This is a genomic window from Gluconacetobacter azotocaptans (assembly GCF_014174355.1).
In the GTDB taxonomy this organism is placed as follows: domain Bacteria; phylum Pseudomonadota; class Alphaproteobacteria; order Acetobacterales; family Acetobacteraceae; genus Gluconacetobacter; species Gluconacetobacter azotocaptans.
This window is the reverse complement of the sequence record NZ_JABEQF010000020.1, coordinates 1-25,936: the sequence shown is the minus strand read 5'-3', so window position 1 is coordinate 25,936 and position 25,936 is coordinate 1. Positions and strand designations below refer to the sequence as shown.

Genomic DNA, 25,936 nt, shown 5'->3' with positions numbered 1-25,936 from the left:
GCTAGAGGGCGAGCCGGGCGAGCTTGGCGGAATGGTAGACGCACGAGACTTAAAATCTTGCGCCCGCAAGGGCGTGCGGGTTCGAGTCCCGCAGCTCGCAGGCCTTCGGGTTGAAACTCAAGGATAAAAGCTTCTGGTTGGAGTGAAAGCGCCCTTTCGCTCCACAATCCTTCTCCTTAACCAGATGCGCCCTCCAGGTCGGGATCGGGCTCGGATGGACGTCCTGAGGCTGCGCCAATTCAGACTGTCCGAATTCACCCGGCTAACTCTGGCTTCCGAAATCCGGAAATCCTACCGGTTTTATGGATCAAGAGGGTCACTTGGATCAGTTTCGACGCATTTAAGTGAAGGATAGAAAGCGATGGTAAAGGGGGAGAGACGTTTGCCGAGGGTGCCTGGCTCACAACCCAGTTCGCGTTGATTGCGCTCCGCGAAAGTGGGGCCTTCGATATAGGCGCTCTGGTCCGGATCGGTCACGATCAGGGCCGCCATCCCGTCTGGTGCACCAAGTGTGTTCAGTATGCGAGACGCATTGCGCAGGTTTGTTGTCGTATGGCGGGCGTACGGTTCCATAACGATGTTACGTTCAGGGATGCCGAAGCGTTCTATCAGAGCGCGCCGCATTTCTTCGGCTTCCACGTAATGTGTCCGAGCGGGGTGAACTGCGCCTCCGGACACGATTATGAAGGGTGCGAGACCCTGCCGGAAGGTTTCTACAGCCAGCGTCAGGCGGAATTTACCGAGAGCGGATAGCGGCAACGTCGCGTCTTCCGGACCTTCTCCCGGAATGATAATGGCCGCATAAGGATAGCGTCGCCAGTATGCGTGACGTGCGGCATGCAGGGACTGTGCATTCCATTTTTCCCAGAGCTCAGGGAAATGAATGGCGTCGTCGCGGTCATTGGCATCAAGAAGAATCGCAGCATATCGCAGGGGAGTTGCAAAGACCGCTTCTTCCGCGCCATGAGGGGTTTGCAGGTCCTGTGCCTGCAAACCGGCTACGAGGCGGCCGAAGTCTTTTGATGTGACATCCAGCGACATGGCGTCGATGAGCGGATAGCGTGGCGGGGCGGCTTCACCGTAAACGGACAGAATGTAATTGATTGCATCGGCATCCCGCCGCCACTGTGCAATGCCATATGTTTGTGAGGGAAGTCGGGAGGCAAGGCGCTCAAGCGTCTCCCCTACAATCCGTCGTTCGTCCTGACTGATTTTCCACGTTTCGACCATGCAGCGGGGTGCGGGTGTGCAGCTGAAATTCCGCGCCGATCTTGAACGGCGCTCCTCCTCCAGTGCGACCATGTCCGGATCAGACAAAAAAGCCTTCTGCCAGGCGGGGTCGGATATGATCTCGGAAAGCGCCGGAAATATCCTGCGTTGCAGGCCTTCCGTTACGGGGTCATGACCTGTCTGGGCGACAGGCGCCGCCGATACGACCGAGAATGTGCAGGTACACGATCCGACATACACCAGAAATGGCAGGGCCTTGCGAAGGAATTTTTTCAAAAGCCAGACACCCGACGAGAGGGACAGAATTGCCGTGGACGCCGAGTATGCCGCATCGCAGGGATAATCAGGACGGGTTCTCGGGTCTCCTTATCAATATTTCAAAAAAATATAACGATACTATCTCGAAAGGATCACGCACAGGCTTTCGTTCGCCCCCTACAAGGTTGCCCGTTCCTACATGGCTGACGCTTGGGGGCCATCCTGATGCTCATACGAAGATTTCTGTGTGCGGCGGCCTTCGGGGCGTGCGTAATGGCGCCACAGGTCGTTTATGGCTGGGGTGAGCGAGCCCATGCGGTCATTGACCAGGCAGCCATCAGCGCCCTTCCGGCGGACGGTCCGGTCTTCCTGAAGCGTCAGGTCAATCTGATCGTCCGTTCGGCCAGCCTGCCGGATACGTGGCGCGCATCGTCCGAGCCTTTTTCAAAAATGGACGAGGACCCCAATCACGGGTGGTTTCGCGAGCAGTTCGCGTTCATGACCTCCATACCTCGTTCCCGTGACGCCTTCGTGCTTGCGCTTTACCGTGAGCATGAGCGCCTCAATACGACGGATCGTGACGCTGCACAGCGTATGAACATCCGCTGGACGGGTACGCTTCCTTATGCCGTGGTCGAAGGGTACGGCCATCTCGTTGCGGAGATGCGGCTGATCCGGGCGATGCGGAGCCAGGGGAAAGATACGAACGCCCTTGAGACAGACACTGCCTTTATTGTCGCCTGGATGGGGCATTACGTCGCGGACGGCTCCCAGCCCCTGCATGTCACGATCCATCATGACGGGTGGGTTGGGCTCGACCCGAAAGGGTATACGCGCGAGACCGCCATACACGGACGCTTCGAGTCCCGGTACGTGGACATGATTGCGCTGCAGGAGACGGATATCAGTCGTCGGCTGGGGCCTGTTTCCCATCAGGACGGCGATGTTTTCAATCAGGTTCTCGCCTATCTCGACCGCTCTCATCAGGATGTCGAGACAGTCTATACGCTCGATAAATCCGGAGCGCTGAACGATCCTCATAACCCGGAGGCCCGCCAGTTGGTCTATGGGCGCACGGCGGCGGCGGCCGCGATGCTGCGTGACCTTGTCTACCGCGCCTGGCGCGAGAGTGGGTTGCCGCCTGCTCCGGAAATTCCGGATCCGGCCAACCCGTCCAGCCCCGGCTACGATTCAGAGACGGGTTCCGTGCCAGCCGCCTTTTCGCGGCCGCTCACGTCTTCTTCGCCGCGCTGAAGCTCGCGGCTTTTCAACATTCGCGCTCTCGATGAGCTCTTCCCCGATTCAGTGAGCTCCCAAGGAAAACAATGACCACCAGACGAAACAGCGCTCCGCATGGTCTGCTGCGGTGCCAGCTTCTCTCTTCCTGCATCGTGATGGCCTTCGGTGTTGTGGCCGCAGATGGACATGTCTTTGCGGCACAGTCGGCCAAGGGGCACCCGCAGCGGAAAGCAGCGTCCGGCCAGAAGGTGGCGGCGCGCTCCCCCGCGACGCCGACTTCGCGCCCTGCTGCCCCGAAGCGGGTTGAATCACGCGCCCAGGCTGAAGAACTCAATGTTGTCGCGCAGCAGCTTAATTCGGGTGGTGGGCTTCTGGTGCACCAGACGGCGCCTGTGTCGGTCAGCGAGGTTTCGCGCGCGTATATTTCCAAGCAGGTTCCGACAATTTCGCCCACGCAGCTGATCGCCAGCCTCCCCGGCGTGCAGGCGGGAAATGAAGGTCCGCTGAGTACCGAAGCGGAAACCATGCATATTCGGGGGCTGGACCAGACCCAGATCGGGTTCCTGTTTGAAGGCGTTCCCGTTTCGGACGCTTTCAGTTACGCGCCCTGGACGTCCTCGATGGTGGATAACGAAAATCTGGCATCCGTCAAGGTTACACAGGGGTCTGTCGATCTGGCGGCACCGCTGTACAACGCCGACGGCGCCATCGTCACGATGCAGGAGATCCGCCCGTCAGACCATTTTGGCGGTTACATCGACCTCTCGGGCGGTACGCACAGCCTGCAGAAGCAGTTCCTGCGTCTCAACACCGGCGAGATCGGCCATAGCGACGTAAGGGCTTTTGCATCCTTTTCGCATTCGGCAGGCAATCTGTGGCGTGGGCCGGGAGATATCGAACGTTATCATATCGACGCAAATCTCGAGAAGCGTTGGTCCGGTGACAGTTCGTCAGACATCGTGTTCGGATATACGAGATCCCACCAGAACATCTATCGTTATCCTTCCCTGGCGCAATGGAACCAGTACGGAACCAGTTTCAACTATGATGGAAAATACACTCCCGGGGATACGAATTATTATAAAATAAATGAGCGCTTCACAAACGTCGTTTTTGGAGCAATCCACAATGATTTCAAATTGTCTCGCGATCTGACACTACATGTCGAGCCATACACGACGTTCCAGTCCGGGCCGAACAACTATGGCGCCACCATCCCCATCGCGGGGGGATATATCGGAACGCAGCGTTATGATTACCTGGATGGCTATGAAGGGCAGTCAGGCAAGGTCACGGTCGAGAGCGTTCATCCATGGAGGCAGAACAGCAGCGGCATAACGACCAATCTCGACTGGAAAAAGGGCCCCAACGACCTGTCGATATTTTACTGGTATTCCTATGGAAATCACACGGAATACCAGAATCAGTATGCCCTTTCGCCCGGAGGGGACTGGAGCTACAACCAGCAGTACCTGACCGCCAATGGGCTCCGTGTCACAGGATACCAGGAAAATACCATTCAGCAGGTCAATGCCATCGGCATTGACGACAAGCTGACCCTTCTGGGCGGCAAGCTCCTGCTTGATGCGGGTTTCAAGGCCTCCATGGCTTCTGTTTCGGCAACGGAAAATCTGCCCGGAGCAAGTCCTTACAAGGCTGGAAAGAGTTATTTTGAACCGACGCCCCAGTTTCTGGCCAGCTATCATGTAACGAAATCGGATCAGATTTACATGAACGCAACCACGTCGTACCGGTTGCCTGCCGGCTGGAGCCCGTATGTCCAGCAGTTCCCCATGACGTCCGCAACGCCTTCGAGCACCCCGTCAAGTAATCTGGGAGCGGAATATTTCATCGGCGAAGAGTTGGGTTTCCGGCATAATGGCCCGATCAGCTTTTCTGCGTCCTGGTTTCACTACAACCTGACGAACCATCAGATTTCGAGCTCGTCCTACCTTCCAGGCACAAGTGTGCTGATTAGCACCCAGATTGCCGCGGGCGGTGAAGAAGCATGGGGCTTCCAGGGAGAGATTGCCACGAAGCCCTGGCATCATATCAACGCCTATGCTTCGGGGCAGTATCTGCATACGGAGATTGGCGACAACGTGAATGCCGGCACGGATTACCTGCCGACCAAGGGCAAGCAGGAGCCCGGATCGCCCAAATTCAGCGGTGCGATTGGACTGACCTATGATGACGGGACTTATTTCAGCAATTTCAACTTCCGTTATCAGGGGCAGCAGTATTCGACGCTCATGAATGACCAGAAAATTCCTGGATATGTAACGGCAGATCTGAATATGGGTAGAACGCTTCCGTCCTTTCATACCCCTGTGCATCCTCGGATCATGCTTAATCTCGTCAATATGGGGGGTATCAATTACCTCTCGTCAATCAGCGGGTTTGGTCTGACTGCGGTGAAGCAGAAAGGTATTCTCGGTAATACGGTCAATGCTTCAACCCCGTCCTATGTCGTTGGGTCGGCATTTACGGCGATGGTGACGCTGTCCGCCGATTTCTGAAATCTGGCCAGGATTTTCACGAGACATATGTTTTTCGCCATGAGAATGAAAATTCTCATGGTGATTTCTATAAAATTAGAACCTTCTACCTTGGTTACCCCGCAGTTCTGCCTGTGTGCGGCACAATAAGGCGCGCCGTTCGTCAGCGCACCGCCGGTACGGTCCGGATTCGCGCCAGCCCGAAATTCGCGAACAGCGTCCAGGCCCGGGCGTGGAATGTCCAATGTCCGCCGGGGGGCAGGTCGTGGGTTTCGTCGATGGCGCTGCCGATGATCGTTCCGTGTTCGCCGTACAGATTGAAGATTACTTTGGCCGTTTGCAGCATTCGGCCCGAGTGGTTTTCGGCGGTGCCGACGATGGCGTGCCGGTCGCCGGCCTCGGTCACCGATCGGGCTTCGCGGACGATGAGGTCCTGTGCGTGGGCGGGAAGGGCGGGCAGCATCAGCAGGGCGACCAGCAGCGCTGATAGAACCCGGGCTTTGCCCGAACCCACCAGGGCCTGAGGCCCTGGACCCCGATCATGCACCAACGACCGGGTTTCCAAAGGGCGATGCCCTTTGGCGGGTTTCAGGGCAGCGCCCTGAGGCTTGCCACCGAACAGCGATTCATAACGCGGATGGGTATAAATGCGGCACCTGTCGAACAAAGGGGACTATACCGTGAATTGTTCGGCCAGGATGCGCTCGGACAGGCTCTGGTCCGGGTCGAACAGCAGGATGGTGTGCAGCGTCCGGTCTTCCTCGATTGCGACCGAGATCACGTCGCGGACCTCGGTGAAATCGGCGACGGCGGCGACGGGGCGCTTGTCGTGTTCCAGGATCGTGAAGGTGACCCGTGCGGTCGCGGGCAGCAGCGCGCCGCGCCAGCGCCGGGGGCGGAAGGCGCTGATCGGGGTCAGCGGCAGAAGGTTGGCCGACAGGGGCACGATCGGCCCGTGCGCCGACAAATTGTAGGCCGTCGATCCGGCGGGGGTCGAGACCAGCACCCCGTCGCAGATCAGTTCGGACAGGCGTTCGCGGCCGTCGACCTCGATGCGGATCTTGGCGGCCTGACGGGTCTGGCGGAACAGGAACACGTCGTTCAGCGCCAGCGCCTCGATCACCTCGCCGGTCCGGGTGGTGGTGTGCATGCGCAGCGGATGCAGCGTCGCCGCCTGCGTCTTGGCCAGATGGGCCGGCAGGTCGTCGGGGATTGCCGGATTCATCAGGAACCCCACCGATCCGCAATTGATGCCATAGACCGGGATGGCGCGGCCCAGGGTGGTATGCAGGATCTCCAGCATGAAGCCGTCGCCGCCCAGGCAGATGATGACGTCGGCCTCCTGCGGGTCATGCTGGCCGTAGCGGGCGGTCAGGGCGGCCAGCGTCTGGCGGGCGCCGGGGTTCGGCGCCGCAACGAAGGCGAAGCGGCTCGGTATCATGCCGACGGGCCACGGCGGGGGCTGGTGGGGCTCGGTCATCGGTCGGCGCGGGGCGTCGTGGTCACAGGGGCAGGCGGCGATGGTCGATTACCGGAATCCCGGCGCGCACCTTCTGCACCACCTCCATGTCCAGCCGGGCCGTCGCCCATCCGGCGCCGTTGGTGGCCTGCGCCACCAGCGTGCCCCACGGATCGATGATCATCGAATGCCCGTAGGTCCTGCGCGCGTTGCCCTCGGCGTCGATATGGGTGCCGGTGGTGCCGCAGGCCACGATCCAGCACTGGGTTTCGATGGCACGGGCGCGCAGCAGGGTCGCCCAGTGCGCCTCGCCCGTTTCGGCGGTGAAGGCCGCCGGCAGCACGATCAGGTTCGCCCCCTGGCGCCGCAGGGTCAGGAACAGTTCGGCAAAGCGGATATCGTAGCAGATGGCCAGGCCGGCGGTGAACGGCCCGACAGAGGCGGTCACGATGTCCCCGCCCGGGGCGTAGGTGTCGCTCTCGCGATAGCCTTCGCCGCCCGGGGTGGTGATGTCGAACAGATGGATCTTGCGATAGCGCGCGCGTTCGACGCCGTGGGGGTCGAACAGCAGGCTGGTGTTCATCAGCCGGTCGCCACGGCGTTCGCCGATGGAGCCGCCATGCAGGGTAATGCCATGGGTGCGCGCCATGTCGCGCATGAAGCGATAGAGCGGGCCGGCCGCGTCGTCCGCAGCACCGGGGGCCGGCAGTTCCTCGGCGCTGGCGAATTTCACGTCGCGCGTGCCGCCCAGGCAGCTCCACATTTCGGGCAGCACCACCAGGTCCGGCCGGTCGGTGTGGATCGCGGCCTCGATCAGGCGGCGCGCCTGGTCGATATTGTCGGGCAGGGACGACCCGGGGGCCATCTGGACGACAGTGGTGCGCACGTGAAACTCCATCCGAGGGGGCGCGCACCGCGCGCGGCGTGCCGATCGTTGCCCACTGCTTATAGGGGGCCGGCCGACGGGACTGCAACAGCCGCCGTCATGCCGGCCCGGGCCGACGCGGGGGCGTTTGGGGGCGTGGCGGGGGCGGGCTATGATCGCCGGTCCCCTTGGCGGAGCACTCATGGCCTCCTCGTCTTCCCGTTTCGTGATCTATGCCGCGCTGTCTGGCAACCTGCTGATCGCGTTGGTGAAATTCGGTGCCGCGGCACTGACCGGCAGTTCGGCGATGCTGAGCGAGGCCATCCACTCGCTGATCGACACCGGCAACCAGATGCTGCTTCTGGTGGGCATGCGGCGTGCGGCCCGACCGGCGACGACGTCGCATCCGTTCGGCTACGGGCTTGAACTGTATTTCTGGACCTTCGTGGTGGCGCTGCTGATCTTCGGGGTGGGGGCCGGCGCGTCGATCCTGGAAGGGGTGGCCAGGATCCGCCATCCGCATCCTGTCGACCATGTGGCGATCAATTACGCCGTCCTGGGCATCGCGCTGGTGTTCGAGGGCGGGGTCTGGCTGACGGCACTGCGGGAATTCCGCCGCCACGGCAAGGGCCGGCGCGGCTGGATCGAGGCGGTGCGCCACAGCAAGGACCCGACCGTCTTCACCGTGCTGTTCGAGGACACCGCCGCGCTGTGCGGCCTGGCGGTCGCGCTGCTGGGCACCCTTTTGTCCCAACTGTTCGGTCAGCCGGTGCTGGACGGGGTGGCGTCGATCCTGATCGGGAGCATCCTGGCGTTCACGGCCCTGTTCCTGGCGCGGGAATCGCAGTCCCTGCTGACGGGCGAGGGCATGGCGGCGGAAGGGCTGGCCCGCATCCGTAACATCGCCCTGGCCGAGCCGGGCGTGCTGGGCCTGAACGAGATCCGGTCCATGCATTTCGGCCCGTCGGACGTGCTGGTGGCGATCAGCCTGGATTTCGACGACGCCCAGTCGGCTGGTGACGTGGAGGACGCGGTGTCGCGGATCGAACGGCGGATCAAGGACAGCTTCCCCGAAATCACCCACGCCTTCATCGAGGCGCAGGATGGGCGTGACCGCCTGGCCGCCGGCGCCCCGAGGCTGGCCTGAAATCCGCCCTGTTGGAGATCCGACGTGCCTGTCCTGTGCTTCGGCGCTCACGGCCATCAAGGCCGCTCCGCTCCGATGCTCGGACGGACACGCCGGGCAATGCCCCTTGGGTGACGCTCCGTCAGTCCACGTCCACGAAGGACGCGGCCGGATAGCCCTGGGCGAACAGCAGGGTACGCAGCGTGGTATGGTCGACGCGGTTGGTCACTGCCGCGCGGACGATCGGCTTGCCGTGGAAGGCGATGCCCAGCCCGGCTTCGCGCAGCATGGCCAGGTCGTTGGCGCCGTCGCCGACGGCCAGGGTCGCGGCGGGCTTCAGCCGGCCGGCCTCGGCCAGGCGATGCAGGTGGGCGCGCTTGGCGTCGGGGCCCAGGATGGGGGTGCCGACCTCGCCGGTCAGGGTGCCGTCGCGGCTTTCCAGCACGTTGGCATGATGTTCGCTGAACCCGCACAGCGCCGCGACGCGGCCGGTAAAGAAGGTGAAGCCCCCCGACACCAGCGCGGTGCGCGCATTGTGCGCGTGCATGGTGGCCACCAGTTCGCGCGCGCCCTCGTTCAGCCGCACATCCTTCCAAGCGGTTTCCAGCAGGGACGCGGGCAGGCCCTTCAGCAGGCCGACCCGTTCGCGCAGGGCGGATTCGAAATCGATTTCGCCGTTCATCGACCGCCGGGTGATCTCGGCAATGCGTTCGCCGATGCCGGCGTGGGCGGCCAGGTCGTCCAGCGTCTCGTTCGCGACGATGGTGCTGTCCATATCCGCGATCAGAAGCCCTTTGCGTCGTCCGCGCGAACGCGTCAGAAGGGTGTCGACATGGCGGGGGCCGAAGGCCGCGCGGATGGTGTCCAGCGTCGGCATGCCCGGCGCGGTGGCGGGGCAGGGGATGTCCACGGCCTCGCCCGGCGACAGGATGACGGGTGCCGCGCCCCGCACCATGTCGCGTGCGGCGCGGACCACGGCGTCGGTCAGGGTAGTGGCGTCGCGGCGGGCGACAAGCGTAAGGGTATGGGACAGCGACATGACGCAAGGCGTGTGGCAGGGATGACGGCATGACGCAAGCGGCGGATGGGCCGGCGCGGCCGGTCGTGGTGATCGCGGGGCCCACCTGTTCGGGGAAATCGGCGCTGGCCCTGGCGGTGGCGCGCGCGGCGGGCGGGGTGATCGTCAATGCGGATTCCATGCAGGTCTATCGCGACCTGCGGATCCTGACCGCCCGCCCCTCGCCGGCCGACGAGGAGGCGGCGCCGCACCGCCTGTACGGCGTACTGCCGGCCGGGGAAACCGGCAGCGTCGCCTGGTGGCGCCAGCGCGCGATCACGGAAATCGAGGCCGCGTGGGCCCAATCCCGGCTGCCGGTGCTGTGCGGCGGCACCGGCATGTATCTGCGCGCGCTGACCGACGGCCTGACGGACATCCCCGATCCCGGACCCGCCGCGCGGGCGCAGGCCCGGGCGCTGGTCGCGGGCGCAGGCCCGGCCGCCCTGCATGCCCGCCTGATGGAGGCAGACCCCGAAAGCGCCGCCGCCCTGCACCCCGCCGACACCCAGCGGATCGCCCGCGCGTGGGAGGTCTGGTCGGGCACCGGCCGGGGCATTGCCCAATGGCGGCGCGAGGCGACGCTGCCGCCACTAGCCTGCCGGTTCGTCGCCGTGCGCCTGGACCCACCCCGCGACACGCTGCGCGCGGCGATTGCCACCCGTTTCGCGGCGATGGTGCGGGCCGGCGCGCTGGACGAGGTGCGCGCCCTGCTGGCCCGGGACCTGTCGCCCGCCCTGCCGGCGATGCGGGCGCACGGCGTGCCCGAACTGGCCGCCCACCTGCGCGGCGAGATCGCGCTGGACGAGGCCGAACGCCGCGCGGTGCTGGCCACCGGCCGCTACACGCGGCGGCAATCGACCTGGTTCGGCCATCATTCCCTGGCCGCGCCCGATGACAGTCGGGTGATCGGGGCTAGAATATCCGCAGATGCGCAACAAATGGAAAGAAACGACGGCGATATCGTTTCTTTTATTCTAAACCGGATTGACGTGGGTCGGAGCATTCCCTAAACCCAGCCGACATTCCGTCCGGACGGCCCACGTTGGGGGCTTTCCGAAACACGCCGGACGGAGGAGCCAGGGATATGAACGCGACACCGAACCTGAACGATCTGAAGCCGAACACGCGCGCCGGGGCGGGGGACGTCGTCCTCTCCGGGGCCGAGGTCCTGCTCCGCGTTCTCGTCGATCAGGGTGTCGAAGTCATCTTCGGCTATCCGGGCGGGGCGGTGCTGCCGATCTACGACGCGCTGTTCCGGCAGAACGCGATCCGCCACGTCCTGGTCCGACACGAACAGGCAGCCGTGCACGCGGCCGAGGCGTACGCGCGTTCGACCGGCAAGGTCGGCGTGGTGCTGGTCACCAGCGGCCCCGGCGCCACCAATGCGGTGACCGGCCTGGTCGACGCGCTGATGGATTCCATACCGGTGGTCTGCTTCTCGGGCCAGGTCGGCGTGCCCCTGATCGGCACCGATGCGTTCCAGGAGGCCGACACCACGGGCATCACCCGCCCGGCGACCAAGCATAATTATCTGGTGCGCCGCGCGGGCGACCTGGCCCGCGTGGCGCATGAGGCCTTCTATATCGCGCGCAGCGGCCGCCCCGGCCCCGTTCTGGTGGACCTGCCGAAGAACCTGACCGTGGGTCCCGCGCCCTACCAGCCGGCGCCCCGCACGGCGCATCCGTCCTACCGTCCGCGCACCGAACCGGACCGCGAGGCGGTGGCGCGCGCGGTCGCCGCGATGAAGGGGGCGAAGCGCCCGCTGTTCTATACCGGCGGCGGCATCATCAATTCCGGCCCCCAGGCCAGCGAAGCCCTGGGCCGGCTGGTGCGGATGACGGGCTTTCCCTGCACCTCGACGCTGATGGGGCTGGGGGCGTTCCCCACCACCGACCGGCAGTTCCTGGGCATGCTGGGCATGCACGGCACCTACGAGGCCAACCTGGCCACCCATGGCTGCGACGTGCTGGTGGCGCTGGGCGCACGTTTCGACGACCGCGTAACCGGGCGGCTGGATGCGTTCTCGCCCGATTCGTTCAAGATTCACGCCGATATCGACCCGTCGCAGATCGACAAGATCGTGCGGGTCGACGTGCCGATCCTGGGCGACGCCGGCCGGACCATCGAGATGATGATCGAAGAATGGGCCCGCCAGTCCGCCACCCCCGATAATGCGGCATTGGCGCAGTGGTGGCAGCAGATCAACGCCTGGCGCGGCATCCGCAGCCTGCATTTCGAGCAGGACATGACCCCCTCGGCGATCATCCGGCCGCAGTACGCGGTGCGTCGCCTGTATGAACTGGCCATGGAAACCGGCCGCGACACCTATGTCTCGACCGAGGTCGGCCAGCATCAGATGTGGGCGGCCCAGCATTTCCAGTTCGACCGGCCGAACCGCTGGCTGACCTCGGGCGGGCTGGGCACGATGGGCTATGGCCTGCCGGCGGCGGTCGGCGCGCAGATCGCCCATCCCGACGCGCTGGTCATCGACATCGCGGGCGAGGCCTCGACCCTGATGAACATCCAGGAGCTGGGGACGATCGCGCAGTACCGCCTGCCGGTGAAGCTGTTTATCCTCAACAACCAGTATATGGGCATGGTCCGGCAGTGGCAGGAACTGCTGCACGGGTCGCGCTATTCCGAAAGCTACAGCGCCGCCCTGCCGGATTTCGTCCGCCTGGCCGAAAGCTTCCACGCCCGCGGCATGCGCGCGACCTGCGTGGGCGAACTGGACGACGTGATCCGCGCGATGCTGGCCGAACCGGGCGCGGTGGTCGCCGACATCAGCGTGGCGCAGGACGAGAACTGCTACCCGATGATCCCGTCCGGCGCCGCCCACAACCAGATGCTGCTGGGGCCGGAACAGGATGGCGAGGTCACGGTCAGTGCCGAGGGGCGCATGCTGGTCTGACGGACGCGCCGGCTTCCGGCCGGACCTTCATTTTTCCCAGTCGGCGGCAGGGGCAACGAGGCCCCGCGCCGATACCCATGCAGGAAACGGACATATCATGACCACGCAGGAGGAGACGACGATCTCCGCGGTCATTTCCATTCTGGTCGAGAACGAGAGCGGCGTGCTGGCCCGCGTGATCGGCCTGTTTTCGGGGCGCGGCTACAATATCGAAAGCCTGACGGTGGCCCCGGTCGAGGAATCGCGCCACCAGTCGCGCATCAATGTCGTGACGTCCGGCACGCCGCAGGTGATCGAGCAGATCAAGGCGCAGGTCGGGCGGCTGGTGCCGGTCTATCGCGTGTCGGACCTGACGGCGCTCGGCCCCCATGTCGCGCGTGAAATGGCGCTGGTGAAGGTGGTGTCCTCGGGCGAAGCCCGGACCGAGGCTCTGCGCATCGCCGAGGCCTTCCGCGCCCGTGCCGTCGACACGACGGCCACATCCTTCGTTTTCGAGCTGACCGGCGCGACCGACAAGCTCGATTCGTTCATCGACCTGATGCGTCCGCTCGGCCTGGCCGAAGTGTCCCGCACCGGGGTCGCCGCCATCGTCCGGGGTCCCCGGACGATCTGACGCCCCCGGCCGGTCCCGACGCGACGGGTCTTTTCGTTTTCCATCGTTTCAACAGGAGTGTTTCCCATGCGCGTGTATTACGATCGCGACGCCGACGTGAACCTGATCAAATCCAAGAAGGTCGCGATCATCGGCTATGGCAGCCAGGGCCATGCCCACGCCAACAACCTGAAGGACAGCGGCGTCACCGACATGGTGATCGGCCTGCGTCCGGGGTCCACAGCGGTGGCCAAGGCCGAAGCCGCGGGCTTCAAGGTGATGGGTCCGTCCGAGGCCGCCGCCTGGGCCGACGTCGTCATGGTCCTGACGCCGGACGAGGGCCAGGGCGCGCTGTATGCCGAGCACCTGGAAAAGAACCTGAAGCAGGGCGCGGCGCTGGCCTTCGCGCACGGCCTGTCGATCCATTTCCGCATCATCGAGGCCCGTCCCGACCTGGACGTGTTCCTGATCGCGCCCAAGGGGCCGGGCCACACCGTGCGTTCCGAATACCAGCGCGGCGGCGGCGTGCCCTCGCTGGTCGCCGTGGCGCAGAACGCGTCGGGCAATGCGCTGGAAATCGCCCTGTCCTATGCCTCGGCCAATGGCGGCGGCCGCGCCGGCATCATCGAGACGACCTTCAAGGAAGAGGTCGAGACCGACCTGTTCGGCGAGCAGGCGGTGCTGTGCGGCGGCCTGGTCGAACTGATCCGCGCCGGCTTCGAAACGCTGGTCGAGGCCGGCTACGCGCCCGAGATGGCGTATTTCGAGTGCCTGCACGAAACCAAGCTGATCGTCGACCTGATCTATGAGGGCGGCATCGCGAACATGAACTACTCCATCTCGAACACCGCCGAATACGGTGAATACGCCACCGGCCCGCGCATCGTGACGCCGGAGACGAAGGCCGAGATGAAGCGCGTCCTGACCGACATCCAGGACGGCACGTTCGTGCGCAACTTCATCCTGGAAAACCAGTCCGGCAATGTCGGCTTCAAGGCGATCCGCGCCCGCAACAACGCCCACCAGATCGAGCAGGTCGGCGAGAAGCTGCGCGCCATGATGCCGTGGATCGGCAAGAACAAGCTGGTCGACAAGACCCGCAACTGATCCTGGCGGGAGAAGGTCCAAGGGGTTTTGCCCCTTGGATCCCAGTCGCCAGCGGCCTCCCGCAGGGCGGTTTTCAGATCCGCCCGTAGCCGTACGTGGTCGGCGGCAGGGGGCCGAGCCGGTAAGGCATGGCCGCCTCCGGCGGCTGGCCGGGGGTGTGGGGCACCAGCGTCCGGTCCGGCAGCATGTCGTAGGTATCGAACTGCGTGCCCGGCAGACCCGCCAGATGCAGGCGTGTCCAGGCCTGCCCGTTGGTGGCCCCGGCTTCCAGGGTCCAGTGATCGCTGTAGTAGACGCTCGATGCGCCCTGCAGCAGGGCGGCCGGATTGATCGGCGTCATCCGCATCCGATAGGTCCCCGCGCGCGCCTCCGGCGTACCCTCCAGGACAAGCCGCACATTGCGTTCATATCCCAAGGCGCCGTCGGGCTGATAGCCCGACCATTGGCCGTAGATGGGACCGGTCGGCCCGAAGCATCCCCCCAGGCCCGCGGCCAGGGCGACGACCCCGATATGTCGCGCGTGCCGGACGATGTGATGGCGCATGGCGCGACCCTTCCTTGAATACCGCAGCGCGTGCGACAAGGACACCGCCTCACCGGCTCGTGCGTCAACCTGTCGCGCCGGTGCATGCTATGTGGCGGCACGCCATGCGTGGCAACAGACAGGGACGCAGGATAGATGGTCGATTATGTCATTCCCCCGCCGCCGCAGGCCAGCCTGGCGGTCGCGGGCAGCAACGCGCGCTTTCCGGTGCGCCGCATCTGGTGCGTGGGCCAGAATTATGCCGAACATACGCGCGAGATGGGGCAGGAACCCGGCCGCGCGCCGCCGTTCTTCTTCGCCAAGCCCGCCGACGCAGTGGTGCCGGGCGGCGGGGCGCTGCCGTTTCCGGTGAAGACGTCCAATCTGCATCACGAGGTCGAACTGGTCGTGGCGATCGGCCGGGGCGGGCGGGACATCCCGGCGGCCGAGGCCCTGTCGCATGTCTATGGCTACGCGCTGGGCCTCGACATGACGCGGCGCGATCTGCAGGCCGAGGCCAAGAAGGCCGGCCGGCCGTGGGCGCTGGCCAAGGGGTTCGACCAGTCCTGCCCGATCGGCCCCGTCGTGCCGGCGGACCAATTCGGCGTCCCGGACGCGGGCCGGATCGCCCTCGCCGTGAACGGCACGCTCCGGCAGCAGGGCGATCTGGCGGACATGATCTGGCCGGTGGCTGAAATCGTCTCGCAGCTCAGCGCCTTCGTGGCACTGGCCCCGGGCGACCTGATCATGACCGGCACACCCGCGGGGGTGGGCGCGGTGCAGCCCGGCGATGTGCTGCACGCGACCTGCGACGGCCTCGGCGAACTGGACGTGACCTACGGGGCGTGATCGGGCGCGAAACCCAGGACTTTTAAAACGAATGGGATGCAAGGGCCGAGGCCCTTGCCGGGTTCGGGCAGCGCCCGACCTTCCTTTAGCAGGGTGGCGCCAGATCGATGCCCCCCGGCTGAAGCAGTTCGCCCATGAACAGGGCGATCTTGTGCGACTGGGCGGTGCTGACGGTGTGGATGGCGTAGAAGGTGACCGGGTCGGGTTCCCACGCCTCCATCACCGTTTCCAGCCGGCCGGCGTGCAGATGGTCCTCGACCTCCCACAGTGATTTCTGGGTCAGGCCCAACCCGTCCAGCGCCCAGTGGACGGGCAGTTCCGAATTGCTGGACGCCAGCACGCCGTCGACCCGCAGGATGCGGATGTCCTTCCCTCGGCCGAATCGCCATTCCCCCCGGCATTGCCCCGTCATGTTGGCGACCAGGCAGGCATGGCGGGCCAGGTCGGCCGGTGTGTGGGGCCGCCCGTGCCGCGCCAGATAGTCGGGGCTGGCCACCAGCACCCGCCGGCTTTCCATCAGCCGCCGCCCGGTCAGCGTGGTATCCACCACCGGGGCCGCGCGGATGGCGATGTCGTACCCTTCGCCCACGATGTCGGTCATCCGGTCCTCCAGCGCCAGATGGACGCGGATGTCGGGATGGCGGCGGACAAACCCGGCGACGAAGGGCGCCAGGCGGATGCGGCCGAAGGGCATGGGCGCGGTGACGCGCAGCATGCCGCCCGGGGCGCTGACGGTGGCGCGGACCCGGGCTTCCATTTCCGCCGTGGCCGCCATGATGGCGCCGGCTTCGTCCAGATAGATCCGTCCTGCCTCGGTCAGGGTCTGGCGGCGGGTGGTGCGGACCAGCAGGCGGGTGCCCAGCCGGCGTTCCAGCCGCGAAAGCCGTTCGCTGACGACCGACGGCGCCAGACCCAGGTGACGGGCCGCCGCCGACAGGCCCCCCTGGCGGACGATCTCGACGAAAATCTCCATCTCGTCCGAGTCGCGCATTTGACCCTTCGCCTTTTCCGGAAACTGTTTCCTGATTTCGACGGTTATCATTCCCCGGCGGCGGCGCCCATAGTCCCCCGGATATTCGATCATCTTCGACCGGGAGGATCCACCATGCAGTATCGCCAACTCGGCCGCTCCGGCCTGCGCGTCTCCGTCTTTACCCTCGGGACGATGACGTTCGGCGGCAAGGGCGCCTTCGCCAAGACCGGCAGCACGGACGTGGCGGGCGCGAAGCGACAGATCGACATGTGCATCGGCGCCGGCATCAACATGTTCGACACCGCCGACGTCTATTCCTCCGGCGTGTCCGAGGAGATCCTGGGCGAGGCCCTGAAGGGCCGCTCGCAGGAAGTCCTGGTCGGCACCAAGGCCCGTTTCCGCATGGGGCCGGGGCAGAACGACGCCGGGTCCTCGCGCCATCATATCGTCAGCGCGTGCGAGGCCAGCCTGCGCCGCCTGGGGCGCGACCATATCGACCTGTATTACCTGCACGAATGGGACGGCCAGACCCCGCTGGACGAAACGCTGGAGGCCCTGGACATCCTGACCCGCGCGGGCAAGGTCCGCTATGCCGGCGTGTCCAATTTCTCGGGCTGGCACATCATGAAGGCGCTGAGCACGGCGGAGCGCAACCGCCTGATCGCCCCGGTGTCGCAGCAGATCTACTATTCGCTGCAGGCGCGCGAGGCCGAGTACGAGTTGCTGCCGCTGGCGCTGGACCAGGGCCTGGGCGTCCAGGTCTGGAGCCCGATGGCCGGCGGCCTGCTGTCCGGCAAGCACCGGCGCGGCAAGCCCGAGCCCGAGGGCACGCGCCAGCTGGCCCAGTGGAACGAACCGCCGGTCTACGACATCGAAAAGCTATACGACGTGGTCGAGGTCCTGGTGGCGATCGGCGCGGAACGCGGGGTGTCGGCGGCCCAGGTGGCGCTGGCGTGGGTGGCGCATCGCCCGGCCATCACCTCGGTGGTGATCGGCGCTCGCACCGACGCGCAGCTTGCCGACAATCTGAAGGCCGCCGAACTGGCGCTGTCGGCCGAGGAAATGGCCCGGCTGGACAAGGCCAGCGCGCCGCCGCTGCTCTATCCGTACTGGCACCAGGCCAGCACGGCGTCGGACCGGCTGTCGGCGGCGGATCTGCTACTGCTCGGCCCCTCGATCAAGACGGCATAGCAGCGATGACGCGACCCGCCATCATGGCGACGGGGATGGGCTGCGCCGCCCTCGTCGCTTCGGCCTTCCTCGCCGCGTTCCCGGCCCGGGCGGCGGGCTCGCCCGTGGTCACGACCCAGAAACTGACATGGGAACTGGCCGAACGCCTGGCCGCGACGGCGGTGCGCATCTGCGCCGGGCGCGGCTGGTCGGTGACGGCGGCGGTGGTCGATCCGTCGGGGCACGAACAGGTCATCATCAAGGGCGATGCCGTGCCGCTGCAATCGCTGTCGGTGTCCTATCGCAAGGCCTATACGGCCTATGCCTACGGTCTGGCCTTCGACAAGGACACGACCAGCGCCCTGATTGCGGCCAAGGTGACGGGCCCGGAAAACGGGGCGCTGAACACCATCCCGCAGGTTCTGTTCGTGCCGGGCGGCGCGCTGATCCGGCGTGCCGACCGGACCATCCTGGGGGGCGTCGGCGTGTCCGGCGCCCCCGGCGGCGACAAGGACGAGGCCTGCGCCGTCGATGCGCTGAAGGAGGTCTCGCCGCAGTTCCGCTAGGTCGGTGTCCGGCGGACGGGGCGGCGGTCTTGCATGGCGGCGGAAAGGCGGCAATGTTTTCGATATGAAACGTCTTTCTGGCTTGCACGCCCGGCTTCGTCCGTTCCTCCTCGCGGCCTTGTCCGCCGGCCTGTGTGGGGGGATCGCACACGCCGCGATGGCCGACCCCCCGAGTGGGCTGCCGCATCCGGACCAGGCGGCGCTGCGCCGGACGGTGACGGCGCTGGTCGGGTTCGGCACGCGGCACACCCTGTCCACCACGACGGATTCGCGGCGCGGGATCGGCGCCGCGCGGCGCTGGGTGGCCGACCGGTTCGCGGCCGATGGCGCGGCCTGCGGCGGTTGCCTGTCGGTTGAAACGATCGGCGACCGCTTCACCGGCCCGCGCGCGCCGGACGGTGTGCGGGTGGAAGACGTGCTGGCGGTCCAGAAGGGCACGACCGATCCCGACCGTGTGGTGATCGTCCAGGCCCATATCGACACCCGCGTGAACGACGTGATGGACGCGACCACCGACGCGCCGGGTGCCAATGACGACGCGTCGGGCGTGGCGCTGGTGATGGAGGCCGCGCGCCTGCTGTCGCGGCAGCATTTCCCGGCAACGATCGTCTATGCCGTGCTGTCGGGCGAGGAACAGGGCCTGTGGGGGGGCGAGTTGCTGGCCCGTACGGCCAAGGCGCGGGGCTGGCAGGTGGCCGGCGTGCTGAACAACGATATCGTCGGCAACACCCACGGCATCGGAGGGGAGCACGTCGACAATCGCGTCCGCGTGTTCAGCGAGGGGATCCGCGTCGCCGCCGACGCCGCCGGCATCAAGGCGCAGCGCGCCACGGGGGCCGAGGACGATTCGCCGTCCCGCGCGCTGGCGAAGGCGGTGGTGATGCAGGCAGCCGCGCATCCGGGCATCGGCTTGTCGGTGCGGGCGGTGCGGCGACCCGACCGGTTCATGCGCGGCGGCGACCATATTCCATTCCTGGCCGAAGGCTTTCCCGCCGTCCGCTTCACCGAGGCGGTCGAGGATTACGACCGCCAGCACCAGCGCGTGCGGATCGAAGCCGGACGCCAGTACGGCGACACCATCGCCTTCGTGGATTTCCCGTACCTGGCGCGGGTCACGGCGTTGAACATGGCGGTGCTGTCGGACCTGGCCGCCGCCCCCGCCGCGCCGGCGACCGCGACGATCGCCGGCGCGCTGTCGGACGACACGACGGTGACCTGGACGGCCGCGCCGGGGGCCGCGTCCTATCGCGTGCGCTGGCGCCTCGCCGACGGGACGGCCTGGACGGACCAGCACAATGCGTCCGCGGATGCGACGTCGCTGGTGCTGAAGAACGTGAATATCGACGATCACGTCTTCGGCGTGTCGGCCCTGTCCGCGTCGGGGGCCGAAAGCCTGGTGACCTTCGCCGGCATGCCGCCGCGTCCGATCCCGGGCCATACACATTGACGCCGCTTACGCCCGCCCTGGTGGGTTCGGGCGACGCCCGACCCGATGTATCATTACGGAAATCAATTGAGATGACACGATCCTTCCTTCTCGACGGCGTCGCCCTGGCGATCCTGGCGCCGTGTCTGGTGGCTATGGCCCCCCTCTCTCCGGCGCGGGCCGAGGACCATCCGGCCCACGCCGACACCCCGGCCAAACCGGCATCCAACGGGTTCGATTTCACCCCGCAGCAGAAGATTTCCGATGGCAGCGTGACGGTGCGCGGGCAGAAAATCGCCTATCAGGCCGTTGCCGGAACCCTGGTCGTTCATCCCCGCGACTGGGACGATGCCGCGCCCGAAAAGAAGGCCAAGCCCGAGGAAGAACCGGTCGCCGCGATGTTCTACGTCGCCTATTTCAAGAAGGGGGTGCAGAGCATCGCGCGCCCGATCACCTTCGTCTATAACGGCGGCCCCGGGTCGGCCACGGTGTGGCTGCATATGGGGGCATTCGGTCCGCGCCGGATCGTGACGTCGGACGATTCCCATACCGCGGCCGCCCCCTACAGGCTGGTCGACAACGACGACAGCCTGCTGGATGTGACCGACCTGGTCTTCATCGACGCGCCCGGCACCGGCTTCGGCCGGCTGGGGGGCAAGGACAAGGACAAGGCATTCTACGGCACCGATCCCGATGCCTGGGCGTTCACCGATTTCATCGCCCAGTTCCTGGGCCGCTACGGCCGCTTCAATTCGCCCAAATATCTATATGGCGAAAGCTATGGCACCACGCGGTCGGCCATCGTCGCGAACATGCTGAAGCAGGACAAGGAAATCGACCTGAACGGGGTGATGCTGCTGTCGCAGATCCTCGATTACGACAACAGCATCGATCGCCCGCAGGCCAATCCCAGCGTCGACCAGCCCTATGTCCTGGCATTGCCCAGCTTCGCCGCCACGGCGTGGTATCACCACAAGCTGCCGCAGCAGCCGGCAGACCTGAAGGCCTTCCTGCACGAGGTCGAGCAGTTCGCCCTGACCGACTATGCCGCCGCCCTGCAGGAGGGCACGGCCATTTCCGACGCGCACTTCAACGATATCGCCACGCGCCTGCATGCCTATACCGGGCTGCCGGTCGAGTACATCAAGCACGCGAACCTGCGCGTGAATGGCGGCGAGTTCGAGAAGACCCTGATGGGGGACGAAGACATCGACACCGGCCGTCTCGACAGCCGGTTCTCGGGCGCGTCGATCGACCCGTTGTCGCAGCGGCCGTTCTACGACCCGATGGATGCGTCGATGGGGGCGGCCTATATCTCGACCTTCAACGCCTATGCGCGTGACGTGCTGCATTACGGTGGCGAAAGCCCCACCGGCGCGTACGAGGAATACAAGCCCAGCGCCCATTCGATCAGCAAATGGTCGTTCACGCACGTACAGCCCGACATGCCCTTCTCCAACCGTGGCCTGCCCAACGTGCTGCCCGACCTGGCCATGGCGATGAAGGAAAACCCCCTGCTGAAGGTGCAGCTGAACCAAGGCTATTTCGATCTCGGCACGCCGTATTTCGAGGGCGTGTTCGAAATGCGCCACCTGCCGATTCCGCGCAGGCTGGCGGGCAATGTCGAAATCCACCAGTACATGTCGGGCCATATGGTCTACGCCCATGCGCCGGCGCTGAAGGAACTGCACGACAACGCCGCCGACTTCATCCGCCGGACCGACAATCTGCCAGGTTGACCCGCATCCTGTCCTGCCCCCGCGCGGGGCAGGACGGCAGGCGCACCCCGCCGCCGTTGATCTGGGTCATGGCGGCGCAGGGTGCATGCCTTTCTCTTGAGAACCGACATATTCGGAGGACCAGGATGGCAGGGACAATGAAGGCGGCCGTCGTGCGGGCGTTCGGCGCACCACTGACGATCGAGGAACTGGCTGTTCCGGACATCCGGCCCGACCAGATTCTGGTGAAGATGGACGCCTGCGGCGTCTGCCATACCGACCTGCATGCCGCGCGCGGCGACTGGCCCGTCAAACCCACGCTGCCCTTCATTCCGGGGCATGAAGGGGTGGGCCATGTGGTGGCCGTGGGCAGTGCGGTGAAATGGGTGCGCGAGGGCGATGTGGTCGGCGTGCCCTGGCTGTATTCCGCCTGCGGGCATTGCGAACATTGCCTGGGCGGGTGGGAAACGCTGTGCAAGACGCAGGACGACACCGGCTATACCGTCAACGGCTGCTTCGCGGAATTCGTGGTGGCCGACCCCAATTACGTGGCGCATCTGCCCAAGGGGGTCGATCCGATCCAGGTCGCGCCCGTGCTGTGCGCGGGGCTGACGGTCTATAAGGGCCTGAAGATGACCGATACCCGCCCGGGCCAGTGGGTGGCGGTCTCGGGCGTCGGCGGGCTGGGGCAGATGGCGGTGCAATATGGCGTGGCCATGGGGCTGAACGTGATCGCCGTCGATATCGACGACGAGAAGCTGGCCACGGCCCGGTCGCTGGGGGCGGCGCTGACGGTCAACGCGGCCCAGACCGATCCCGCCACCTTCATCCAGGACCAGGTGGGCGGTGCGCACGGCACCTTGGTGACCGCGGTGTCGCGCAGCGCCTTTTCCCAGGCCATGGGCTATGCCCGTCGGGGCGGGACGATCGTGCTGAACGGCCTGCCGCCGGGCGAATTCCCCATCTCGATCTTCGATATGGTGATGGCGGGGACCACGGTGCGGGGGTCCATCGTCGGCACCCGCCTGGACATGATCGAGGCCCTGTCCTTCTTCGCCGACGGCAAGGTCCGCACCGTGGTGGCGCCGGAACGGCTGGAGAACATCAACCGCATCTTCGACGACCTGGAACACGGCACGGTGCAGGGTCGGATGGTGATCGACTTCCGGAACTGAGAGGGGAGGCAAGGGCTTCGCCCTTTGGAAACCCAGGGTTTTATAAACGAATGGGGATGCAAGGGCCTTGGCCCTTGCCGGGTTCGGGCGGCCCGGCCTTCCCCGGTTATGCGGGGGTCTGCCATCTCCTCCGCCCATGGCGGTCCTCTTGTCATAACGCCTGGGGCACCCCATCTCGGATTTGATCCGGTGACGCCGCTGCCTCGAGAAGGGGCGATGTCGCCGGCTGTCAGGTCGCCTGAGTGAAAGGGACATGGGATCATGAATATCGAGAAATTCACCGAACGGTCGCGCGGCTTCCTTCAGGCCGCGCAGACCATCGCGGTGCGGGAGTACAATCAGCAGCTGACGCCGGAGCATCTGCTCAAGGCCCTGCTGGATGACGAGGAAGGGGCCGCGTCGGCGCTGATCCGCGCGGCGGGCGGCCAGACGCCGGCAATCGTGTCGGCCGTCGAGACCGCGCTGGCGAAGCTTCCCCGCGTGCAGGGTGGGGGCGCCGGGCAGCCGCAGGCCACGCCGGACCTGGTCCGGCTGCTGGATGCGGCGCAGCAATCGGCCCAGAAGGCCGGCGACGAATATGTCGCGCAGGACCGGCTGCTGGTCGCCATCGCGGCGTCCGAGACGCCGGCCGGCCGCGCCCTGCGCGACGGCGGCGCCACCCCGCAGGCGCTGGACAAGGCCGTGGCCGCCATCCGCAAGGGCCGCACCGTGACCAGCGAGAACGCCGAGGCCGGCTTCGACGCGCTGAAGAAATATGCCCGCGACGTGACCGAGGTCGCACAGCAGGGCAAGCTCGACCCCGTCATCGGCCGGGACGAGGAAATCCGGCGCGCGATCCAGGTTCTGGCGCGGCGCAGCAAGAACAATCCCGTCCTGATCGGCGAGCCCGGGGTGGGCAAGACCGCGATCGTCGAGGGGCTGGCCCTGCGGATCGTCAATGGCGACGTGCCCGAGGCGCTGAAGAACAAGAAACTGCTGTCCCTCGATCTCGGCGCGCTGGTCGCGGGGGCGAAGTTCCGGGGCGAGTTCGAGGAGCGGCTGAAGGCCGTCCTGAAGGAGATCGAGAGCGCCGAGGGGCAGGTCATCCTGTTCATCGACGAGATGCACACGCTGGTCGGCGCCGGCCGGTCCGATGGCGCGATGGATGCGTCCAACCTCATCAAGCCGGAGCTGGCGCGCGGCACGCTGCACTGCATCGGCGCCACGACGCTGGACGAATACCGCAAATATATCGAAAAGGACGCCGCCCTGGCCCGCCGGTTCCAGCCGGTCTATGTCGGCGAACCGTCGGTGGCCGACACGATTTCGATCCTGCGCGGCATCAAGGAGAAGTACGAACTCCATCACGGCGTGCGGATCACCGATAACGCGCTGGTGGCGGCGGCGACGCTGTCCAACCGCTACATCACCGACCGGTTCCTGCCCGACAAGGCGATCGACCTGATGGACGAGGCCGCCAGCCGGCTGCGCATGCAGATCGACAGCAAGCCCGAGGAACTGGACGAACTCGACCGCCGCCTGATCCAGCTCAAGATCGAGCGCGAGGCCATCCGCAAGGAAGATGATTCCGCCAGCCGCGAACGGCTGGTCAAGCTGGAGGCGGAACTGGCGGAGATCGAGGAAAAATCGAACGCCATGTCCGCCGCCTGGCACGCCGAGAAGGATCGGGTGAACGCGGTCCAGAAGCTGAAGGAACAGCTCGACCAGGCGCGTTCGGATGTCGAGGTGGCGCAGCGCCGCGGCGACCTGGGGCGGGCGTCGGAACTGATGTACGGCGTCATCCCCGGCCTGGAGGACCAGATCGCCCGCGCGCAGGAGGAGATCGAGGGGGCGGCCGAGGGGGCCGGCCTGGTCAGCGAGGCCGTGACCGACCAGGGCATCGCCGCGATCGTCTCGCGCTGGACCGGCGTGCCGGTGGACCGGATGCTGGAGGGCGAGCGCGCCAAGCTGCTGCGGATGGAGGACGAACTGCGCCGCAGTGTCGTCGGCCAGGAACCGGCGCTGACGGCCGTGGCCCACGCCGTGCGCCGCGCCCGGGCGGGCCTGCAGGACCCCAATCGGCCCATCGGATCGTTCCTGTTCCTCGGCCCGACCGGTGTCGGCAAGACCGAACTGTGCAAGGCGCTGGCCCGCTTCCTGTTCGATGACGAAAAGGCGCTGCTGCGTGTCGACATGAGCGAGTTCATGGAGAAGCACGCGGTATCGCGCCTGATCGGCGCCCCGCCGGGCTATGTCGGGTACGAGGAAGGCGGCGTGCTGACCGAGGCCGTGCGGCGTCGTCCCTATCAGGTGATCCTGTTCGACGAGGTCGAGAAGGCGCACGAGGACGTGTTCAACATCCTGCTGCAGGTGCTGGACGACGGACGCCTGACGGACGGACAGGGCCGGACGGTCGATTTCCGCAACACCATCATCGTGCTGACCAGCAATCTGGGGTCCGACGTGCTGGCCCACCTGCCGGACAATGAATCGACCGACATGGTGCAGGCCGAGGTGATGAAGGTGGTGCGGGATCATTTCCGGCCGGAATTCCTCAACCGCCTGGACGAGATCATCCTGTTTTCGCGCCTGCAGCGCGCCGACATGACCCGGATTGTCGATATCCAGATCGCCCGTCTGCGCAAGCTGCTGGACGATCGGCATATCGAACTGACGCTGGACGAGCCCGCCCATCTGTGGCTGGCCGAGGAAGGCTACGATCCGGTCTATGGCGCGCGTCCGCTCAAGCGGGTGATCCAGCGCGCCTTGCAGAACCCGCTGGCGGGCCTGCTGCTGGAAGGCACCATCCACGATGGGGAAACGGTGCGGGTGTCTGCCAACGAAGGCGGCCTGACCATCAACGGCAAGCCGATCGGGGCGGCCTGACGGCACGTGGGGGAAGGCGGATTCCGCCTTCCCCGGTTATTTGCCGGTCGCTGACGAAAAAAATTCATCATTCTTTCGGCCCGCCTGGGGGGATAGGGGGCGGGAATGGCGGTTTTTCGGCGGAAGTAGCGATTTTTGGCAGGCGAGACAGTGTGTTGACATCCCCCGCCAGTCCCCGTAAAAGCCGCTTCACCGAACGGCACTGCCCCTTCGGTGCTGGTCTTTGACAATAGAATAAGAGAGTTTGGAAGGGATATGTTGGCGGCGTTCTGACGATCTGGAGTGATCTGGGTTGTTTTGGAGGATTGGGCATCTGGTTTGTTCTGGGT

21 protein-coding genes and 1 tRNA gene are annotated in these 25,936 nt (G+C 65.7%); 15 read left to right on the top strand and 7 right to left on the bottom strand.

Annotated elements, in window-relative coordinates; all coding sequences use genetic code 11:
* Nucleotides 1-17: 17 nt before the first annotated feature.
* Nucleotides 18-100: transfer RNA gene (locus HLH34_RS17285), tRNA-Leu, on the top strand.
* Between the two features lie 200 nt (nt 101-300).
* On the opposite strand, the gene HLH34_RS17280 is transcribed toward HLH34_RS17285, so the two are convergent.
* The gene (locus HLH34_RS17280; protein WP_183120809.1) at nt 301-1,506 is read right to left on the bottom strand and encodes a YdcF family protein; all 1,206 of its coding nucleotides are present in this window, start codon (nt 1,504-1,506) and stop codon (nt 301-303) included.
* A 255-nt stretch (nt 1,507-1,761) separates the two neighbouring features.
* Between HLH34_RS17280 and HLH34_RS17275 the strand changes: the two genes are divergently transcribed.
* Complete coding sequence (locus HLH34_RS17275; RefSeq protein WP_220792239.1) at nt 1,762-2,742, top strand: phospholipase C/P1 nuclease family protein; 981 nt, start codon at nt 1,762-1,764, stop codon at nt 2,740-2,742.
* 71 nt (nt 2,743-2,813) lie between these two features.
* Nucleotides 2,814-5,246: a TonB-dependent receptor gene (locus tag HLH34_RS17270; protein WP_244960028.1), complete on the top strand. Its 2,433-nt coding sequence runs from the start codon at nt 2,814-2,816 to the stop codon at nt 5,244-5,246.
* 142 nt (nt 5,247-5,388) lie between these two features.
* Here the strand turns inward: HLH34_RS17270 and HLH34_RS19700 are convergent, their stop codons facing one another.
* From HLH34_RS19700 to HLH34_RS17255, 3 genes are all read right to left on the bottom strand, one after another.
* Complete coding sequence (locus tag HLH34_RS19700) at nt 5,389-5,739, bottom strand: FxLYD domain-containing protein (protein ID WP_183120808.1); 351 nt, start codon at nt 5,737-5,739, stop codon at nt 5,389-5,391.
* A gap of 159 nt (nt 5,740-5,898) precedes the next feature.
* Nucleotides 5,899-6,705 (bottom strand): NAD kinase, encoded by an 807-nt coding sequence (locus HLH34_RS17260; RefSeq protein ID WP_183120807.1) that lies wholly within the window; start codon nt 6,703-6,705, stop codon nt 5,899-5,901.
* A 22-nt stretch (nt 6,706-6,727) separates the two neighbouring features.
* On the bottom strand, nt 6,728-7,570 hold the full coding sequence (locus HLH34_RS17255; RefSeq protein WP_183120806.1) for a carbon-nitrogen hydrolase family protein: 843 nt from the start codon (nt 7,568-7,570) through the stop codon (nt 6,728-6,730).
* 181 nt (nt 7,571-7,751) lie between these two features.
* Between HLH34_RS17255 and HLH34_RS17250 the strand changes: the two genes are divergently transcribed.
* Nucleotides 7,752-8,696 carry a cation diffusion facilitator family transporter gene (locus tag HLH34_RS17250; protein WP_183120805.1) on the top strand — a complete coding sequence of 315 codons (945 nt, stop codon included), beginning with the start codon at nt 7,752-7,754 and terminating at the stop codon, nt 8,694-8,696.
* A gap of 121 nt (nt 8,697-8,817) precedes the next feature.
* Here the strand turns inward: HLH34_RS17250 and serB are convergent, their stop codons facing one another.
* The gene (gene serB, locus HLH34_RS17245) at nt 8,818-9,714 is read right to left on the bottom strand and encodes a phosphoserine phosphatase SerB (protein WP_183120804.1); all 897 of its coding nucleotides are present in this window, start codon (nt 9,712-9,714) and stop codon (nt 8,818-8,820) included.
* A gap of 29 nt (nt 9,715-9,743) precedes the next feature.
* Here serB and miaA point away from each other — a divergent pair, with 29 nt between their 5' ends.
* From miaA to ilvC, 4 genes are all read left to right on the top strand, one after another.
* The gene (gene miaA, locus HLH34_RS17240) at nt 9,744-10,742 is read left to right on the top strand and encodes a tRNA (adenosine(37)-N6)-dimethylallyltransferase MiaA (protein WP_183120803.1); all 999 of its coding nucleotides are present in this window, start codon (nt 9,744-9,746) and stop codon (nt 10,740-10,742) included.
* A gap of 74 nt (nt 10,743-10,816) precedes the next feature.
* Nucleotides 10,817-12,643, top strand: coding sequence for a biosynthetic-type acetolactate synthase large subunit (gene ilvB / locus HLH34_RS17235; RefSeq protein ID WP_183120802.1), 1,827 nt, complete (start codon nt 10,817-10,819; stop codon nt 12,641-12,643).
* Between the two features lie 97 nt (nt 12,644-12,740).
* A complete protein-coding gene (ilvN, locus tag HLH34_RS17230) occupies nt 12,741-13,256 on the top strand; it encodes an acetolactate synthase small subunit (RefSeq protein WP_183120801.1) in 516 nt (171 codons plus the stop codon).
* 66 nt (nt 13,257-13,322) lie between these two features.
* Nucleotides 13,323-14,342, top strand: coding sequence for a ketol-acid reductoisomerase (ilvC, locus tag HLH34_RS17225; RefSeq protein ID WP_183120800.1), 1,020 nt, complete (start codon nt 13,323-13,325; stop codon nt 14,340-14,342).
* A gap of 73 nt (nt 14,343-14,415) precedes the next feature.
* Here ilvC and HLH34_RS17220 read toward each other — a convergent pair whose 3' ends face one another.
* Nucleotides 14,416-14,886, bottom strand: a complete 471-nt coding sequence (locus HLH34_RS17220; protein WP_183120799.1) for a hypothetical protein — start codon at nt 14,884-14,886, stop codon at nt 14,416-14,418.
* Nucleotides 14,887-15,021: 135 nt separating this feature from the next.
* Here HLH34_RS17220 and HLH34_RS17215 point away from each other — a divergent pair, with 135 nt between their 5' ends.
* On the top strand, nt 15,022-15,714 hold the full coding sequence (locus HLH34_RS17215) for a fumarylacetoacetate hydrolase family protein (protein ID WP_183120798.1): 693 nt from the start codon (nt 15,022-15,024) through the stop codon (nt 15,712-15,714).
* Nucleotides 15,715-15,799: 85 nt separating this feature from the next.
* Here the strand turns inward: HLH34_RS17215 and HLH34_RS17210 are convergent, their stop codons facing one another.
* Nucleotides 15,800-16,705 (bottom strand): LysR family transcriptional regulator, encoded by a 906-nt coding sequence (locus HLH34_RS17210; protein WP_183120797.1) that lies wholly within the window; start codon nt 16,703-16,705, stop codon nt 15,800-15,802.
* A gap of 114 nt (nt 16,706-16,819) precedes the next feature.
* Here HLH34_RS17210 and HLH34_RS17205 point away from each other — a divergent pair, with 114 nt between their 5' ends.
* From HLH34_RS17205 to clpB, 6 genes are all read left to right on the top strand, one after another.
* Nucleotides 16,820-17,878: an aldo/keto reductase gene (locus tag HLH34_RS17205; protein ID WP_183120796.1), complete on the top strand. Its 1,059-nt coding sequence runs from the start codon at nt 16,820-16,822 to the stop codon at nt 17,876-17,878.
* 35 nt (nt 17,879-17,913) lie between these two features.
* Nucleotides 17,914-18,423, top strand: coding sequence for a GlcG/HbpS family heme-binding protein (locus HLH34_RS17200; RefSeq protein ID WP_244960029.1), 510 nt, complete (start codon nt 17,914-17,916; stop codon nt 18,421-18,423).
* Between the two features lie 157 nt (nt 18,424-18,580).
* A complete protein-coding gene (locus tag HLH34_RS17195) occupies nt 18,581-19,870 on the top strand; it encodes a M28 family peptidase (protein ID WP_183120795.1) in 1,290 nt (429 codons plus the stop codon).
* Nucleotides 19,871-19,941: 71 nt separating this feature from the next.
* Nucleotides 19,942-21,588 carry a S10 family peptidase gene (locus HLH34_RS17190; RefSeq protein ID WP_183120794.1) on the top strand — a complete coding sequence of 549 codons (1,647 nt, stop codon included), beginning with the start codon at nt 19,942-19,944 and terminating at the stop codon, nt 21,586-21,588.
* A 125-nt stretch (nt 21,589-21,713) separates the two neighbouring features.
* A complete protein-coding gene (adhP, locus tag HLH34_RS17185; protein WP_183120793.1) occupies nt 21,714-22,742 on the top strand; it encodes an alcohol dehydrogenase AdhP in 1,029 nt (342 codons plus the stop codon).
* A 261-nt stretch (nt 22,743-23,003) separates the two neighbouring features.
* Entirely contained in the window at nt 23,004-25,607 is a 2,604-nt protein-coding gene (gene clpB / locus HLH34_RS17180; RefSeq protein ID WP_183120792.1) for an ATP-dependent chaperone ClpB, read from the top strand.
* Nucleotides 25,608-25,936: the final 329 nt, after the last annotated feature.

What these genes read in the sequence shown, in the direction of transcription:
- HLH34_RS17250 (WP_183120805.1), top strand. Translation starts at nt 7,752, where the DNA reads ATGGCCTCCTCGTCTTCCCGTTTCGTGATCTATGCCGCGCTGTCTGGC.
- HLH34_RS17190 (WP_183120794.1), top strand. Translation starts at nt 19,942, where the DNA reads ATGACACGATCCTTCCTTCTCGACGGCGTCGCCCTGGCGATCCTGGCG.
- clpB (WP_183120792.1), top strand. Translation starts at nt 23,004, where the DNA reads ATGAATATCGAGAAATTCACCGAACGGTCGCGCGGCTTCCTTCAGGCC.
- HLH34_RS17220 (WP_183120799.1), bottom strand. Translation starts at nt 14,886, where the DNA reads ATGCGCCATCACATCGTCCGGCACGCGCGACATATCGGGGTCGTCGCC.
- HLH34_RS17270 (WP_244960028.1), top strand. Translation starts at nt 2,814, where the DNA reads ATGACCACCAGACGAAACAGCGCTCCGCATGGTCTGCTGCGGTGCCAG.
- ilvB (WP_183120802.1), top strand. Translation starts at nt 10,817, where the DNA reads ATGAACGCGACACCGAACCTGAACGATCTGAAGCCGAACACGCGCGCC.
- HLH34_RS17215 (WP_183120798.1), top strand. Translation starts at nt 15,022, where the DNA reads ATGGTCGATTATGTCATTCCCCCGCCGCCGCAGGCCAGCCTGGCGGTC.
- HLH34_RS17195 (WP_183120795.1), top strand. Translation starts at nt 18,581, where the DNA reads ATGGCCGACCCCCCGAGTGGGCTGCCGCATCCGGACCAGGCGGCGCTG.
- HLH34_RS17205 (WP_183120796.1), top strand. Translation starts at nt 16,820, where the DNA reads ATGCAGTATCGCCAACTCGGCCGCTCCGGCCTGCGCGTCTCCGTCTTT.
- HLH34_RS17200 (WP_244960029.1), top strand. Translation starts at nt 17,914, where the DNA reads ATGGGCTGCGCCGCCCTCGTCGCTTCGGCCTTCCTCGCCGCGTTCCCG.
- HLH34_RS17260 (WP_183120807.1), bottom strand. Translation starts at nt 6,705, where the DNA reads ATGACCGAGCCCCACCAGCCCCCGCCGTGGCCCGTCGGCATGATACCG.
- HLH34_RS17210 (WP_183120797.1), bottom strand. Translation starts at nt 16,705, where the DNA reads ATGCGCGACTCGGACGAGATGGAGATTTTCGTCGAGATCGTCCGCCAG.
- miaA (WP_183120803.1), top strand. Translation starts at nt 9,744, where the DNA reads ATGACGCAAGCGGCGGATGGGCCGGCGCGGCCGGTCGTGGTGATCGCG.
- ilvC (WP_183120800.1), top strand. Translation starts at nt 13,323, where the DNA reads ATGCGCGTGTATTACGATCGCGACGCCGACGTGAACCTGATCAAATCC.
- ilvN (WP_183120801.1), top strand. Translation starts at nt 12,741, where the DNA reads ATGACCACGCAGGAGGAGACGACGATCTCCGCGGTCATTTCCATTCTG.
- serB (WP_183120804.1), bottom strand. Translation starts at nt 9,714, where the DNA reads ATGTCGCTGTCCCATACCCTTACGCTTGTCGCCCGCCGCGACGCCACT.
- HLH34_RS17275 (WP_220792239.1), top strand. Translation starts at nt 1,762, where the DNA reads ATGGCGCCACAGGTCGTTTATGGCTGGGGTGAGCGAGCCCATGCGGTC.
- adhP (WP_183120793.1), top strand. Translation starts at nt 21,714, where the DNA reads ATGGCAGGGACAATGAAGGCGGCCGTCGTGCGGGCGTTCGGCGCACCA.